Origin of the sequence: Sulfurimonas aquatica (assembly GCF_017357825.1) — a bacterium.
Lineage (GTDB): Bacteria > Campylobacterota > Campylobacteria > Campylobacterales > Sulfurimonadaceae > Sulfurimonas > Sulfurimonas aquatica.
Genome location: NZ_CP046072.1, coordinates 782,571 through 797,086 on the forward strand (window position 1 = coordinate 782,571; position 14,516 = coordinate 797,086).

At 34.6% G+C, this 14,516-nt stretch carries 15 protein-coding genes and 2 tRNA genes; 12 read left to right on the forward strand and 5 right to left on the reverse strand.

The genetic code is table 11. The features are described from left to right. The first annotated feature begins 63 nt into the window (after window positions 1–63). From GJV85_RS03775 to GJV85_RS03790, 4 genes are all read left to right on the forward strand, one after another. Window positions 64–402 (forward strand): P-II family nitrogen regulator, encoded by a 339-nt coding sequence (locus GJV85_RS03775; RefSeq protein ID WP_207562543.1) that lies wholly within the window; start codon window positions 64–66, stop codon window positions 400–402. Between the two features lie 117 nt (window positions 403–519). Beyond that, window positions 520–1,695 (forward strand): ammonium transporter, encoded by a 1,176-nt coding sequence (locus GJV85_RS03780; RefSeq protein ID WP_207562544.1) that lies wholly within the window; start codon window positions 520–522, stop codon window positions 1,693–1,695. A gap of 87 nt (window positions 1,696–1,782) precedes the next feature. After that, window positions 1,783–2,565: an energy transducer TonB gene (locus GJV85_RS03785; RefSeq protein WP_207562545.1), complete on the forward strand. Its 783-nt coding sequence runs from the start codon at window positions 1,783–1,785 to the stop codon at window positions 2,563–2,565. Between the two features lie 99 nt (window positions 2,566–2,664). Further along, window positions 2,665–3,021: a hypothetical protein gene (locus GJV85_RS03790; RefSeq protein WP_207562546.1), complete on the forward strand. Its 357-nt coding sequence runs from the start codon at window positions 2,665–2,667 to the stop codon at window positions 3,019–3,021. Window positions 3,022–3,075: 54 nt separating this feature from the next. Here the strand turns inward: GJV85_RS03790 and GJV85_RS03795 are convergent, their stop codons facing one another. Then, window positions 3,076–3,381, reverse strand: coding sequence for a hypothetical protein (locus GJV85_RS03795; protein WP_207562547.1), 306 nt, complete (start codon window positions 3,379–3,381; stop codon window positions 3,076–3,078). Window positions 3,382–3,590: 209 nt separating this feature from the next. Here GJV85_RS03795 and GJV85_RS13765 point away from each other — a divergent pair, with 209 nt between their 5' ends. Continuing rightward, window positions 3,591–3,722, forward strand: a complete 132-nt coding sequence (locus GJV85_RS13765; RefSeq protein ID WP_255550568.1) for a hypothetical protein — start codon at window positions 3,591–3,593, stop codon at window positions 3,720–3,722. A 9-nt stretch (window positions 3,723–3,731) separates the two neighbouring features. On the opposite strand, the gene GJV85_RS03800 is transcribed toward GJV85_RS13765, so the two are convergent. Next, window positions 3,732–3,806, reverse strand: a tRNA-Glu gene (locus GJV85_RS03800). 20 nt (window positions 3,807–3,826) lie between these two features. Further along, window positions 3,827–3,902 (reverse strand) — tRNA-Lys (locus GJV85_RS03805). A gap of 232 nt (window positions 3,903–4,134) precedes the next feature. Between GJV85_RS03805 and GJV85_RS03810 the strand changes: the two genes are divergently transcribed. The 7 genes from GJV85_RS03810 to GJV85_RS03840 are packed head-to-tail and all read left to right on the forward strand — an operon-like array spanning window position 4,135 to window position 11,455. Continuing rightward, a complete protein-coding gene (locus GJV85_RS03810) occupies window positions 4,135–5,082 on the forward strand; it encodes an AAA family ATPase (protein WP_207562548.1) in 948 nt (315 codons plus the stop codon). A 12-nt stretch (window positions 5,083–5,094) separates the two neighbouring features. Further along, window positions 5,095–5,925, forward strand: coding sequence for a DUF58 domain-containing protein (locus GJV85_RS03815; RefSeq protein WP_242689829.1), 831 nt, complete (start codon window positions 5,095–5,097; stop codon window positions 5,923–5,925). 1 nt (window position 5,926) lies between these two features. Then, entirely contained in the window at window positions 5,927–6,325 is a 399-nt protein-coding gene (locus GJV85_RS03820) for a hypothetical protein (RefSeq protein WP_207562549.1), read from the forward strand. Beyond that, entirely contained in the window at window positions 6,318–7,247 is a 930-nt protein-coding gene (locus tag GJV85_RS03825; RefSeq protein ID WP_207562550.1) for a VWA domain-containing protein, read from the forward strand. Before GJV85_RS03820 ends, GJV85_RS03825 begins: the two co-directional genes overlap by 8 nt. Further along, entirely contained in the window at window positions 7,247–9,097 is a 1,851-nt protein-coding gene (locus tag GJV85_RS03830; RefSeq protein WP_207562551.1) for a VWA domain-containing protein, read from the forward strand. Before GJV85_RS03825 ends, GJV85_RS03830 begins: the two co-directional genes overlap by 1 nt. After that, a complete protein-coding gene (locus GJV85_RS03835) occupies window positions 9,081–10,514 on the forward strand; it encodes a BatD family protein (RefSeq protein WP_207562552.1) in 1,434 nt (477 codons plus the stop codon). The genes GJV85_RS03830 and GJV85_RS03835 overlap by 17 nt, the downstream gene beginning before the upstream one ends. 50 nt (window positions 10,515–10,564) lie before the next feature. Beyond that, window positions 10,565–11,455, forward strand: coding sequence for a DUF808 domain-containing protein (locus GJV85_RS03840; protein WP_207562553.1), 891 nt, complete (start codon window positions 10,565–10,567; stop codon window positions 11,453–11,455). Here GJV85_RS03840 and GJV85_RS03845 read toward each other — a convergent pair. Next, a complete protein-coding gene (locus GJV85_RS03845) occupies window positions 11,452–12,282 on the reverse strand; it encodes a prephenate dehydrogenase (protein ID WP_207562554.1) in 831 nt (276 codons plus the stop codon). The genes GJV85_RS03840 and GJV85_RS03845 overlap by 4 nt on opposite strands. A gap of 82 nt (window positions 12,283–12,364) precedes the next feature. Continuing rightward, window positions 12,365–14,494 (reverse strand): methyl-accepting chemotaxis protein, encoded by a 2,130-nt coding sequence (locus tag GJV85_RS03850; RefSeq protein WP_207562555.1) that lies wholly within the window; start codon window positions 14,492–14,494, stop codon window positions 12,365–12,367. Window positions 14,495–14,516 lie beyond the last annotated feature (22 nt).

Here is a 14,516-nt window from a genome sequence, read left to right on the forward strand (position 1 = left end):
AATTTAAAAATGAATTACTAGAGGGATGAAAATCTCTCTTTAAATATTATGGAGTTTTGAAATATGAAAAGAGTAGAAGCGGTTATCAAACCATTCAAATTAGAAGATGTTAAAGATGCACTGGCTGAAATTGGTGTAACAGGTATGACAGTAAGTGAAGTTAAGGGTTATGGTCGTCAAAAAGGTCACTCTGAACTTTATCGTGGTGCTGAATATGTTGTAGATTTTTTACCAAAAATCAAAATGGAAATGGTTGTTTCAGACGATATGGTTGATCAAACAACAAATACTATAGTTGAAGCAGCTCGTACTGGAAAAATTGGTGATGGAAAAATTTTCATAAGTGATATTGAAAAAATCATCAGAATTAGAACTGGTGAAGAAGACGCTGAAGCTATATAGCTTCAGACTATTACAAACATACACTTTTTAGTGTGTGTTCTCTCTCTTAAACCCCTCATTTAATTTTTTACATATACTTTTTTTGATAAACTCTTTTTACTAAATAAAAGGGAATTCATGTTAGAAGCTGATTTTAAATATATTATCGATACGTTCTTCGCACTATTTGCTATGGTGCTTATTATCTTTATGGTACCAGGTTTTGCTATGCTTGAAGCTGGCCTAGTTCGTACCAAAAATGTTACCTCTGTTCTCACTATAAATATAATGATTTATGCTGTTGCCTCTATGGCTTTTTTACTTTTAGGATATGCACTTGCATTTGGTTCATGGGAAAATGACAGCATGAGTAAATGGGCAGCATTTCTTTTTCAGATGGCATTTGTTGGAAAGACTATTAATATTATGAGTGGTGGCGTGAGTGAACGTGTTCGTATTATCCCTTTAGCAATGTTTGCAGTTGTTATGGGTGGAGTGATTTATCCACTTGTTGTTAACATTAGCTGGGGTGCAGATATGCTAGCTGGAACTTTTTTAGATATTGATATGTATGATTTAGCAGGCTCTACGGTGATACACTCTACTGGCGGATGGGCACTATTAGCTGCTATTATGATTATTGGCTCTCGTAAAGGTCGTTATCAAAATGGAAAAATACGTGTTATTCCAGCTTCAAATATCCCTCTTGTAGTTCTTGGTGCATTTTTACTTTGGATTGGTTGGTTCGGTTTTAATGGTGGAAGTGTAGGTTCTATATCTTCGGTTGAAAATGCTGATGCCGTTGCTAAAACTATTATGAATACAAATACGGCAGGACTTGCTGGGGCAATTATTGCTGGTTTTATTATGTATGCAAGATATAAACTCTTTGATATTACGATGATATTAAATGGGGCACTTGGAGGACTTGTCGCTATAACTGCAGGACCTGACCTTTATGATATGCATACTCCAATTTTAATTGGGGCAATTGGTGGAGCTCTTGTTGTATTTGCAGTTCCTTTATTTGATAAACTAAAACTTGATGATCCTGTTGGAGCACTCTCCGTTCACCTTGTTAATGGTATATGGGGGACACTAGCAGTTGGTATTTTTGTAGATAGTGTATCATTTATGGCACAATTAAAAGGTATTGTTGTTGTCGCACTGTTTACATTTACTAGCTCGTTTATAGTACTTTTTATTATAAATAAAATATCAAATTTCCGTGCTGAAGATGATGCTCAGGTTGAGGGTATGGATGTTAACGAGTGTGGTGTTGAGGCATATCCAGAGTTTAAACGCGCTATATAAAATTAAGAGATATTTTCATCCAAATTTATATGCATATTGAAACTCTACTTAACACTTTTGTAACAGATATTTAGATAATATCTGTTCATGATAAGACACTCCTCCTCTTTTTTTCTTTCTGTAGTCATACATCTCGCTTTTGGGGCTACAGCACTTCTTATATACATGAGTCTTCCAAGTAAAGATATTACGCCAAAAGAAGAACTGATTTGCATGAGTCTTAGTTGTTTTTCTGAGCAAAAAAAAGTCTCAGAACTTAAAAAAATAACAAAAGAAAAAGTGATAAAAAAAGTTCAGAAGCACCCAGAACCAAATATAGTAAAGCAAAAAGTGATTAAACACGAAGTAGTAAAAACTAAAACTCCTAAAAAAGAAGAGATCAAAAAAGTAAAAAAAGTTCTCATAAAGAAAACGAAAGAGTTACAAGTACCAAAGATTGAGAAACCACAAGAGAAAAAAATTGAAAAAGAGATACCCAAAGAAGAACCGATAATAGAGAGAGTAGCTGAAGCTCAAGCTCAAGCAGTGAAAATAGATACAAACAATACTATAGAGCCTCCTAAAAAGATAGTAATAAAAGAAGATCCAGATAAAGTGTATGTTGAGAATCATATAGATGAGATAGTTTCGCTTTTAAAAGAAAATCTATACTATCCAAGAAGTGCAAGAAAACGAGGAGTTGAGGGGAGTGTAGTTGTTCGATTTACTATCTTAAAAGATGCAAAAGTAGAAGATATTAAAGTGCTCTCTTCAGACAAAGAAATCCTTAGTAGGGCGGCTATAAAAACTATTGAAGATCTCTCTTATATGTTTCCTAAACCACAAGAGAGACTTACTATTAGTCTGCCTATTAACTATAAACTCAGATAGAAGTACAGATTATAGTAATGGATTATGCTATCTCTATTAGCGTTATAATTCTATAAATTGTAAATAACAGTATATTTAAGTAAAGGACAAAGAGAGACTATGGAAATAAATTTAAATTTAACATTATTAGAAAAAGAGTCCATTGCGTTAAGGGCAGATGAAAACGGCTTTGATACTATCTCTTCATATATTAAAGTTGTAGGCTTAAAGTCACCTGTGCATGAGATAAAGCCCATTGAGGCTATTGGTTTAGCATCAATTGAAGTCAGTATAGAAGTAACTGCAGAGCAAAAAGAGATAATTGAAAAAAAAGCTAAAGAGAGTAATTGTGATGATATAAATACATATCTTAAGTTTATGGCTTTAAATGCTCTGTTTATGCTAACAGTTGAAGTACGCTCAAGTGGAAAGTTAGATGATATGTTAAGCAGAATAGCTAATCAAAAAGGAAAGTAGTCATCTGTATAGACCTAGGTGTTATACACCTAGGTCTAATAGTACGACTTGGGTTTAGCCCATCTCTACAGAGTCTATCTCAGTTTTAAACTGTTCTATAGAAAAAGTAACTAAGTCAGCTATCTTTTGAGGTGTCTCTTTAAGATAAGTTCTCCCTAAAGTTATTTTACGAGTTGGCTGAGTATACTCACTTACAACATACTTTACTAAGATGTAAGGGTCTCCTGAGGCTGAATCTTTTGTACCTTCTGTCACTGCAATCTCAGGTATATGGTATTCAATATCAATATCAGGATCAATAGCAAGATTATTGATAAGTAATACAACTTCGTCTAGTTTAGTTTTTAGTTCTGTGTTCATGATAGTAATTCCTTTGACATTTAGTTAAAGCCTTTCACTCAGAATAGATAATTGTTAGCTAATAGCTTTGAAATGATTATAGCACTATATTTTAAATGATACTTACAAATTTAATATCTTCTATCTCACTATTTACTCATTAATCCTGGATATAGTTCTGCAAAAGATTAAATTAACTAACTCTTAGTTAGCAGACAGAAGGATTAAAAATGAATGAGACAATTGAAAGTATAACAGAACACCATGAGAGAATTAGAAGCTATAGTCATATGATAGAGATGACAGTAATAGTATTAGTAAGTTTAGTGAGTTTATATGGTTCATATTTGGTGATAAATTAATATTTGAAGTGGTGACCCCGAGGAGAATTGAACTCCTGTAACATGGATGAAAACCATGGATCCTAACCGCTAGACGACGGGGCCACTAAGTTGTAGAAAATAAATGGTGTCCTGTGATGGATTCGAACCATCGGCCACATCATTAAAAGTGACGTGCTCTACCAGCTGAGCTAACAAGACATTTGCTCTTAATTGTTAAGAGGTCGAAATTATAGACAAATAGGTAATATATGTCAAGATAACAGAGCCTAAATTATAAAATTTATAATCCCATAGTATGAAAAGAAGATTTTTGTTACTTAATGAACGTTAAGTCATTAAAAATATCTAATATTTATAGTTCTTATATTTAAAAATCATTTACTTCTTAGGAATATACTTCGTACACTTTAAATCAAAGGTTGTAAATATAATGATTTCTAAAATACAAAATGTTAAAAATGAAGTAAGTAAGGTAGTTGTTGGACAAGAAAAGATGATAGACTCTCTTTTAATCGCGCTATTGTGCGAAGGACACATTCTTATAGAAGGCGTTCCCGGTCTTGCTAAAACTACAACTGTTAACGCACTATCAAAGGCTTTAGGTCTTAACTTTAAACGTGCTCAGTTTACACCAGATTTACTCCCTTCTGACATCCTTGGCGCAGAGATTTATGACCCTCAAAACAATCAATTTAAAATCAAAAAAGGTCCAATCTTTACAAATCTTTTACTCGCAGATGAAATTAACCGCGCGCCAGCAAAGGTTCAATCTGCTCTTCTTGAAGTTATGCAGGAGAAACAGGTTACGCTTGGTGACGCTACATTTAAACTCTCCCTTCCATTTTTTGTAATGGCAACGCAAAATCCGGTGGAGCAAGAGGGAGTTTATCAGCTTCCAGAAGCGCAACTTGATAGATTTATGTTAAAACTCGTAGTTGATTACAACACTAAAGATGAAGAGTTGGAAATCGCTCGTAGAATCTCTAGTGGCAAAAATGAAACTATAAACGCAGTGCTTAACGCTGAAGATATTGTGGAAATTAAAAAAGCTATCGCTGATATTCATGTGGATTCTGAAGTTGAAGAGTATATGATAGAGCTTGTAAACGCGACTAGAAATCCAAGTGAGTATGGACTTGAAGATATCGCAGAGTTTATTCAGTTTGGAGCGTCTCCTCGCGTTAGTATAGATATGTTTAAAGCAGTTAAGGCAATGGCGTTTATGCGTGGAAAGGATTTTGTAACGCCAGTAGACGTTGCATATATAGCTAAAGAGTTAATGCGTCACCGTATAGTGCTTACTTATGAAGCAGAGGCTGAGGGTGTTACAACTGATGAAATTATTCAAAAAGTACTTGAAGCCGTAGCAATTCCATAGAGGTGCAGAGTTTTGAGTAAACTACAAAAAATCTTAGTAAGGGCCCGTCGTCAAGTCTTTTCTGAAATGGTGGGGAACAACCCTTCCATCTTCCAAGGCGAGGGTTATGACTTTATAGAACTTCGTGAGTATATGGCTGGTGATGATATCCGTCATATTGACTGGAATATCACGGCGAAGATGCAAAAGCCTTTCATTAAAATCTTTCGTGAAGAGAGAGAACTAAATGTAGTGGTGGCATCTGTATTAAATGGAAGTGTACACTTTGGTTCTAAAAAGTTTAAACAAGATGTTATAGCTGAGATAGTGGCGCTACTTAGTTTTTCAACTCTTAAAAATGGAGACCTACTAAGCTCCTATATTTATACTGATGAGATGGTATCACACCTAAAACCAAGTAAAAAACTTCATCAGGTACAAAAGAGCGTAGATGAGATTTTAAACTTCGACGCCTTAAATAAAAAAGTAGATTTTAAATTTATCGCCGATTCTCTGTTTAAAAGACTTAAACGCAAGTCTCTTATCATCATTGTAGGTGATTTCTTTGAGATACCGGACTTTAGACTTTTGGCTAAAAAGCATGAAGTGGTAGCCATAATAGTTCGTGATCATTTAGAAGAGAAGCCTCCTCAGATGGGTTTTTCATCTTTAGTCGATCCTGAGAGCGGTTCTATTTTAGAAGGCGACTTTAACAAGAGCAGCGTAAAAAGTTACGCCGCTAAAGTTCATGCGCATGATAGAGAGCTCTACTCAAGACTAAGAAAAGATCAGATTAGATTTACTAAAATATATACAGACAGCAGCGTTGGCGTTTTACTACGTAGACTCTTTGAAGGTAGATAGCATGGAAAACCTAGAGATTAAGATTCATGACATAAAGCCTCTTATGGAGATACAAGAGTATTCTCTATACTACCTAATTGTGCTGGTAGTAGCTGGAGCTATAGTTTTATCTGTAGTTGTGTTTTTTATACTGAAGTGGTTTAAAAATAGAAACAAGTTTAATATTAGAGAAGAGCATAAAAAGCTTTTACTTGCGATAGACTTTAAAGACGCTAAAAAAGCGGCTTATGAGATTACGCTTTTTGGGGCTACCTTTAAAGAGGATAGTCAACGCCATACAAAAACTTATATCGATTTACAAGAGAAGCTGGAGGAGTATAAGTATAAAAAAAGCGTAAACGCTTTTGATAACGAGACTGTGCGTTTAATAGAACTCTATACAGGAATGATAGATGTTTAACAGTCTCTATTTTGAATACCCTTATGTGGCGTTAGCGCTTGTGGCGTTTATACTTTGTGAACTCTTTTGTAAGATGAAACTTCCCTCATTTTATTTCCCTCATGCAGCACAGTTTATGAACTCTACCATCTCCGCTTCAAAGTTTCTCTTTCTTTTGAAGTGGCTAGGAATAGTTCTTATGGTCGTGGCGTTAATGTCCCCTGTAAAAGATGAAGCTTATGAGTTAGAACCTAAAAAAGGGCATGAACTGGCGATAATCATAGATGCGTCGCAATCTATGCAAGCAAGAGGATTTGATGATAATAATCCTGGCATAAGCCGTTTTGACATTGTAAAAGCGATAGTGAGCGATTTTATAAAAAAGAGAGTGACAGATAACATAGGTCTGGTAGTTTTTGGAGAGTACTCTTTTATAGCATCTCCCTTAACTTATGATGAGAATATTCTCTCACGAATAGTCTCACAACTCCAAATAGGAATGGCAGGAAAATATACTGCTCTGTATGAGTCTCTAGCTCAAGGGGTAAACCTTTTAAAAATGAGTGAATCAAAATCAAAAGTGGCTATTTTACTTACCGATGGATTCTCAACGCAGGGCGTAGATAAAATACCTTTAGACGTTGCTCTTGACATGGCAAAAAAAGAGGGTGTGAAAGTCTATCCCGTAGGTATTGGCATGCCTCATGAGTATAATAGAAACGTACTTATGAAAATAGCAAAAGAGACTGGAGGAGTGGCGTTTGGCGCTTCAAGCGCTAATGAACTCAAGGCGGTTTATGACAAGATAGACGAGCTTGAAAAGGTTGAGATTAAAAATGAGACCTTTACTTATATGAACTACTACTATATTTATCCGCTTTTTGTGGCATTTATACTTTTAATGACATATGTGTATCTTAGAAATAAAAGAGGAGTGAACTGATGAATTTTTTACATCCTGAATTTTTATACTATATGATAGTTCCTCTTCTGATTTTGTTTGGACTACTCCTAACGCAAAAGGCAAAAGAGACGAGTTTTTTCTCCGCTGAAGTTATGGATAAACTTCGCGTTGGCTCAAACAGTTTGAGTATGAAAGGAAGAAATTATCTTTTTTTACTTATGGGTATTTTGATAGTCATAGCGCTCGCAGGACCTGTGATAGACGATGGCAAAGTTGAGGTAAAAGCAAAGAGTGCTGACATAATGATTGCGCTTGATATCTCTGACTCGATGCTTGCTTCGGACGTCTATCCAAATAGATTAAAACTTGCAAAACAAAAAGCGCTAGAACTTTTAAAGCTAGCGCCAAACGAGAGAATAGGGGTGATAGGCTTTGCGAAAAACTCCTACCTAGTCTCTCCTTTAAGTTTTGATCATAAGGCGGTGAGTTTTTTGCTTCGCCAACTCAACACTAGCTCTATCACCGAGAAGGGAACTAACTTTCTCTCAATGCTAGAAGTGGTTGATAGAAGCATGAAAAAAGAGTCTAAAAAGTATCTACTTATCTTAAGCGATGGGGGAGATAGTGAAGATTTCTCACACGAGATAGCATATGCTAAAGAGCATAAAATCGCCATTTTTGTTTTAGGCGTAGGAACAACCAAAGGCGCTCCCATAAAGCAGGAAAATGGAGAGTTCATAAAACAAAATGGAAATATAATAGTCTCTAAACTTAATGAGAATATTGCGGACCTTGCAACAAAGAGCGGTGGCGTTTATATAGAGAGCGTAAACTCAAACGATGACGTAAAAGCGATGCTTGAAGAGATAGACGCTCATAGTGAAAAAAGAGAGTTGAAGTCTGAAGAGATTGCAAGATATATCCCTCTATTTTATTATCCACTTGCTCTGGCTCTGTTGATTTTACTCATTGCCACGTCTTCATTTTCTAAACGCGAGATAAAAAACGTCTCGGCGATGTTTATGGCGGTTATGTTTTTAACTAACTCCGTAGAGTTAAACGCGGGAGTTTTAGATTTTGTGCAACTTGATGAGGCAAAAGAGGCTTATGGTAATGAAGAGTATACTAAGAGCGCAGAGATTTACGAGAGTTATTCAAAAGAGACCGATAGTGCTCAGAGTAGTTACAATCTAGGAAACTCTCTTTATAAGCAAGGTAAGTTTAAAGAAGCTAGAGAGAGTTATGAAAAGGCGGCTTTTGAAGACGCAGCTCTAAACGCTAAGAAACTCTCTAACATAGGCAATAGCTATGTAAAAGAAGAAGCTACAAAAGAGAACTTGCAAAAAGCGGTTGAGGCATATGAAAACTCTTTAAAGCTACAAGAAGATAAACAAACGCGAGAAAATCTTGAGGCTGTAAAAAAAGCGATAAAAGAGCAAGAGAAGAAAGAAGAAGAGAATAAAGAGAACGAAGATAAAGATAAGCAAGATAAAGATAAAAAAGACGATAAACAAGACAAGAAAGATGACGAGTCAAAAAAAGATGAAAACTCAGATGAGAAAAACGAGGATTCACAAGATAAAGATAGCAAAGAAAAAGAGGATAAAAAAAGCCAAGAGCAAAAAGATAAAGAACAACAAGAAAAAGAAGAGCAAGAGAAGAAAGAGCAAGAGAAGTCTCAAAAAGAAAAAGAAGAAGACAAGGCTGAAGAGCTAAAAGATGAAAATTCTACTCAGCAACAACCACAGCAAGTAGATATGAGTGATGAAATGAGCGATGAAGAACAAAACAAATGGCTCAAACAGCTTAATAAGCAACAAAATACATATATGTATATGTTAAATCAAGAGAATAAAGTAGAGGAGAATGAAGATGCAAAACCTTGGTAGAATAGCCCTTTTTATAATATTTTTAACAACTACGATTTACGCTACGGTAACAGCAAAGGTTGAACCAAGAGTTATCTCCGCTGGAGATGATGCTGTTTATGTTTTAACAATTAGCGGAGAGGATATAAAAAAACCTATCATTGATAGCATATGTGGCAATGATATTACCTCTACAGGTTCACAAACAAGTATCCAATCTATAAATGGGGATTATCAAAAGAGTTACTCTCTGCGTTATAGCTTTACCCCTTTTAAGAGTTGTACTATTGATGGTGTTGAGGTTGAGATTGATGGCAAGATAGAGAAGTCAAATAGTGTGAATGTTGTTGTTGAACCTATGAAACAAGATCTGAGAGCTGACTTTATTCTTTTACTTGAGCCTTCAAAAAAAGAGCTTTATGTTGGAGAGCCATTCACTTTGACACTTCTTCTTAAGCAAAAGAGAAATGCGCAAGCTGTTGATAGCAAGTTTATTGCCCCGGATTTTAAAGGTTTTTGGACAAAAGAGGAATCTCAACCTAAACGCACAGATGATGGAGAGTATATTACTACAACTGTAGTTTATAAACTAGCGGCCCAAAGAAGTGGAGTCTTAAGTATTCCACCTGCACAGCTAAAAATAGCTTCGCGTGTAGGCTCAAACCAGTGGGGAACGCTTATTCCTCAAGTGAAGTGGAAAAGTTACTACTCAAATGAGTTAAGTATCACAGCAAACCCTCTTCCTAATGGTGTAAATATTATTGGAGACTTTAGTATAAATGTAAGCGTTGCTAAAACAGAGATAAATTCCAATGAAGCGGTTAACCTTACTATCAATGTAAATGGAAATGGAAACCTTGAAGATATAAAGAGTTTTAAACCTTATTTGCAAGGTGTGAATGTATTTGATGAGAAGATAGTTGTTAAAGGAAATTCACTGACTCAAAAGCTAGCGTTTGTAAGTGATAGAGATTTTACAATTGAACCTTTTAAACTTGAATACTTTAGCATTAAAACTGGAAAAATAGAGACTATTCAAACGAAGGCTATTGATATAAAAGTAAGTGGAGAAGTGACGAGCCAAGAGAGTAAAGTAAAAATTAAACGCGATGAGACTACTTCTGAGCTTAATCAAGAAGTTAAAGAGGTGGTTGTAACAAAAGCAATAGATAAACTATGGATAGCCCTTGCTTTTGTTGTTGGCATAGCTTTAGGGGTACTTGGAATGTTGTTTAAAGCTAGAAAAGGAGAGAGGAGAGGAAAAAGTATTGACTTGCAAGATGAAAAGCTACTCCTTATAAAACTTCTCCCATATAAAGATAACGCAGACGTAAAAGAGATAGTGGATATACTTGAGAATAATATCTACTCAAAAGATAAAAAATCACTAGATAAGAAAAAAGTAAAAGAGATAATAAAAAGTTACTCTATATCTTAAAATAGTGTTTTTCTAAAAGTATAGTGGCATAAAGCCCTAAGGAATTTTAAATGGCTACAGGTATATTAGTAATATTAGATGACATAGCAATGCTTATGGATGATGCAGCTGCTATGAGTAAGATCGCTACTAAAAAGACTGTAGGTCTGCTTAGCGATGACTTAGCTGTAAACGCTCAAAAAGCATCGGGATTTGCATCTTCAAGAGAACTACCAGTTTTGTGGGAAATTACAAAGGGCTCTTTTAAAAATAAACTAATCATTCTGCCTATTGCATTTTTGCTAAGTGCATTTGCTTCTTGGCTTATCATTCCTATACTTATGATTGGTGGCGTTTATTTAGCTTATGAGGGTACTGAGAAGATAGTAGAGTACTTTTTTCATAAGAGTGAAGATAAAGACGTAACTAATCAAAAAACTATTAAAGGAGATGCCGTTACATTAGAAAAAAAGAAGATAAAGTCAGCTGTTATTACTGATTTTATACTCTCAATCGAGATTGTTATAATGGCACTCGGAACTGTTCTAGAAGAGAGTCTATCTATACAGATTATAGCTGTAAGCGTAGTCTCTATTATTGCTACTATCGGAGTTTATGGTCTTGTAGCTCTTATTGTAAGAATGGATGATTTTGGATTTAAGCTTATATCAATGTCAAATGAAGAGAATGCATTAGTTGAGAAAATAGGCAGACTTTTAGTAAGCACGTTACCAAAGTTGATAAAAGTTCTAACCGTGGTAGGTACGGTTGCCATGCTTCTTGTTGCAGGTGGAATATTTGTTCATAACGTGCATCAGATTCATGATTTACTTCATGGAATTCCATCTATACTTGGCGAATTGATTGTTGGTCTTGTAGTTGGATTGATTACCGTTGGTCTGCATTTAATTTATTCTAAAATTAGAGGGAATTTTGAAAGTGAAGAGAAGAGTCTCTCTTAGTCTAAGATATCGTGGAGTTTATTTCCATCTTTCATCTCTTGGTGGACTTTCTCCCACTCATCACTTAAAATAGCTTCTTTAAGTTCTGTAAGTTCATCTTCAAAAAGTTCTATAGCCTCAATGAGGTTAGTTTTATTTTGTCTAAAGATATCTTCCCACATGTTTGGTGAACTCTTAGCAAGTCTACTCATTGAACGAAATCCACCCGCGGCAAGAGCTAAAATATTACGTTTATTCTCTTGTTTCATAACAGTGTTGGCAATAGAGTAAGAGATGGCATGGGGCATATGAGATATAAACGCGGCATGTCTATCGTGTTCAGCACCTCGCATAAATGATTTACGCATATTTAAAGAGGTGAAGATTTTTTTGGCTGTTTCACACTGATGTTTTCCACTATCTTCAAGATCACAAAGTACGACTACCTTGTCTTCATAAAGACCTTCTATAGCCGCTGTTGGACCAAAGTTTTCAGTTCCTGTCATTGGGTGAGCTGCAACAAAGTTTTTTCTTATGATGGGAGGTACTGAAGATATAATCTTCTCTTTTGTACTCCCTAAGTCTATGATAGTGACATCTTGAGAAACATCAGTGAGTTTTTCCAAAGAGGCGATAACGCCATTAACTGGTATAGCTAAGAAGATTACATCACACTTTTTTACAAGCTCAAACTCTACAATTTCATCTACTAAATTAAGTTCTAGGGCAGTCTTTTTATGTTCTTCATTGTGGTCGTAACCGACTATTTTATTTATATAATCTTTTGCTCTAAGACTAAGTGCAAGCGAGCCACCCATAAGTCCAAGACCTACTATTGCTATGTTCATATACTATCTTTCATAAATATTTTTACGATTATACTATCTTTAGTTAACATTCAAGCTTTTGTATTTAGAAGCTAACGAAATATTATTTATATAAATCATCAAGAGCACTAAATAGGTCAATAGAATCATTTTCTATATTTTTAAATAGTTCTATAATTTCATCAGACTTAAGGCTCTCACTCTCCTCAAGCATCTGTATAATCGTCTCAATTTTACTATGAAGATTTTTATGCGGTGCTTGAATATTTTTAAAGCCTTGCTTATTACTAAATCTTGACTTGATATCATCAGCGGAACACCAATTCACAAGGCTACAGTTATTATGCTCTTCCACACTACTATTTGGCTTACCAACAAATGCACTTGAGTAAGTATTGTTCTTGTATATCATATGCTCTAGTTTAACCATGTTTGTAAAGAGTTCATGACCTATAGATGAACTATCATCTTTTAACGTCTCTATATTTGTAACCATTTCAAAGAAACCACTTTTGAAATCATCAAGTTTTTCTTGTGAAGAGAGAGTGTATTGCTCTATTTTTTCACTATTTTCAGCCATACTCATTGAGTTTTGCTTTAGTACACTAATATTTGCTTCAACTTCACTAGTAGCTTTTTGAGTTCTCTCAGCTAGTTTTCTTACTTCATCAGCAACAACGGCAAAGCCACGGCCATGCTCACCTGCACGAGCTGCTTCAATAGCAGCGTTAAGCGCAAGTAAGTTGGTTTGATCAGAGATATCTTTGATTAAAGATATTACACTGTATATCTCTTCAACGTTAGAAGAGAGCTGTTCAGAAGATATTCTAGAGTCTGCTATCATTTGAGATATTTCAGAAATAGTACTTATAATTTCATCAGTCGAGAGGGAAACAGTTTGTACAGTCTCACCAGTGAGTTGATTTAACTTATTGATTTGAGTTATTTTATCGACATTATTTTTTAAACTATTACGTAGGTTGTTAGAGTTGTCAATTGAACCGGCTATCATACTATTGGAGAGAGTAAGGGTTAGCATGTTTTTGTTCATATTTTCAGTTGCTTCTTGAGCGGATCTTTCAGCTATGACCGCTTGTTCTTGTTGCTCTATAGATAACTGTTCAACTTTATTTAAAAAAGTATTAAAACTAGCACTTGCTTGACCTAGTTCATCATTTGTATTTACTGGTAGCCTTACTGCTAAGTTAGCATCTCCTTGAGAGAGTTCTTTTGTAACTCTATCAAGCTCTTCAATAGGATTTGTAACTGTTCTTTTAATAATATACATGATTAAGAATAGTATGATTAAATCTATAACTATGATGATAAGTATTTGTCTGAGGGAAGAGTTCTGAGACTTTTGTATAAGTGATTCTACTTTAGAGATACTCTTTCCAGCTACTGCATATCCAACAAGTTCATTAGAGAAGTCATAAATTGGCTCAGATATTACAAAATATTCATCTGTAATCTGATAATTCTCCGTATCTCTTATATTTACATTAATTAGATCATCAAAGAAGCCTTTATTGATAATCTCTTCTTTAACTGCTAGAGTGAAACCATTGGTGTTTGCTGCATCTTTTAGAGATGTTGCAGTAGATAAATAGTTATCATCCATAACTATTACTAAGTCGTATCCGTAGTTCTTTTTAGCATCTTTAACAATTGAGTTTAATCCCTGCATAAACTCTACTGAACCCAAGTACTTATTATCTTGAATGATTGGTGCCAATCCTCTTAAAACTAAACCGGCGCGACCTAACTCGATAGCGACAATTGGCTTTTTATCCTCCTTAATACTAACAATAGTTTTTCTAAAAGAGCTTAAATCATCTCCAAATTTTTTCGGTTTCCATGCTCTTAAGAAACTATGAACATTTTCATCATGTATATGAATTTTTATATTTTTATAATTTGTATACTCTTTAAAATCTTTTGAAACAGTTTTTAAACCATTTATAGCAATCTCTCTATCTTTTGTTTCTAAAGCTTTTACAACATTATAGTTGTTAGATATATTTATGGCGTTTGTGAGACCAATATTCTCTTTTGATTTAATCGCATCTTCATAAAAAGATCTTAAAGATTTCTCTTCGCTATTGTATATCTCATCAATCATATCTGCGTTTGAATACAAATAATTAACGATGATTATCATGAAACCCATTATCATTGAAGCAATTAAGGGTATATGGACTTTTTTACTGATGGATAAGTTTTGAAAATTCATTCTAGATTCCTGATCTATAAAG

What these genes read in the sequence shown, in the direction of transcription:
- GJV85_RS03850 (WP_207562555.1), bottom strand. Translation starts at nt 14,494, where the DNA reads ATGAATTTTCAAAACTTATCCATCAGTAAAAAAGTCCATATACCCTTA.
- GJV85_RS03830 (WP_207562551.1), top strand. Translation starts at nt 7,247, where the DNA reads ATGAATTTTTTACATCCTGAATTTTTATACTATATGATAGTTCCTCTT.
- GJV85_RS03820 (WP_207562549.1), top strand. Translation starts at nt 5,927, where the DNA reads ATGGAAAACCTAGAGATTAAGATTCATGACATAAAGCCTCTTATGGAG.
- GJV85_RS03835 (WP_207562552.1), top strand. Translation starts at nt 9,081, where the DNA reads ATGCAAAACCTTGGTAGAATAGCCCTTTTTATAATATTTTTAACAACT.
- GJV85_RS13765 (WP_255550568.1), top strand. Translation starts at nt 3,591, where the DNA reads ATGAATGAGACAATTGAAAGTATAACAGAACACCATGAGAGAATTAGA.
- GJV85_RS03775 (WP_207562543.1), top strand. Translation starts at nt 64, where the DNA reads ATGAAAAGAGTAGAAGCGGTTATCAAACCATTCAAATTAGAAGATGTT.
- GJV85_RS03825 (WP_207562550.1), top strand. Translation starts at nt 6,318, where the DNA reads ATGTTTAACAGTCTCTATTTTGAATACCCTTATGTGGCGTTAGCGCTT.
- GJV85_RS03785 (WP_207562545.1), top strand. Translation starts at nt 1,783, where the DNA reads ATGATAAGACACTCCTCCTCTTTTTTTCTTTCTGTAGTCATACATCTC.
- GJV85_RS03780 (WP_207562544.1), top strand. Translation starts at nt 520, where the DNA reads ATGTTAGAAGCTGATTTTAAATATATTATCGATACGTTCTTCGCACTA.
- GJV85_RS03810 (WP_207562548.1), top strand. Translation starts at nt 4,135, where the DNA reads ATGATTTCTAAAATACAAAATGTTAAAAATGAAGTAAGTAAGGTAGTT.
- GJV85_RS03845 (WP_207562554.1), bottom strand. Translation starts at nt 12,282, where the DNA reads ATGAACATAGCAATAGTAGGTCTTGGACTTATGGGTGGCTCGCTTGCA.
- GJV85_RS03790 (WP_207562546.1), top strand. Translation starts at nt 2,665, where the DNA reads ATGGAAATAAATTTAAATTTAACATTATTAGAAAAAGAGTCCATTGCG.
- GJV85_RS03840 (WP_207562553.1), top strand. Translation starts at nt 10,565, where the DNA reads ATGGCTACAGGTATATTAGTAATATTAGATGACATAGCAATGCTTATG.
- GJV85_RS03795 (WP_207562547.1), bottom strand. Translation starts at nt 3,381, where the DNA reads ATGAACACAGAACTAAAAACTAAACTAGACGAAGTTGTATTACTTATC.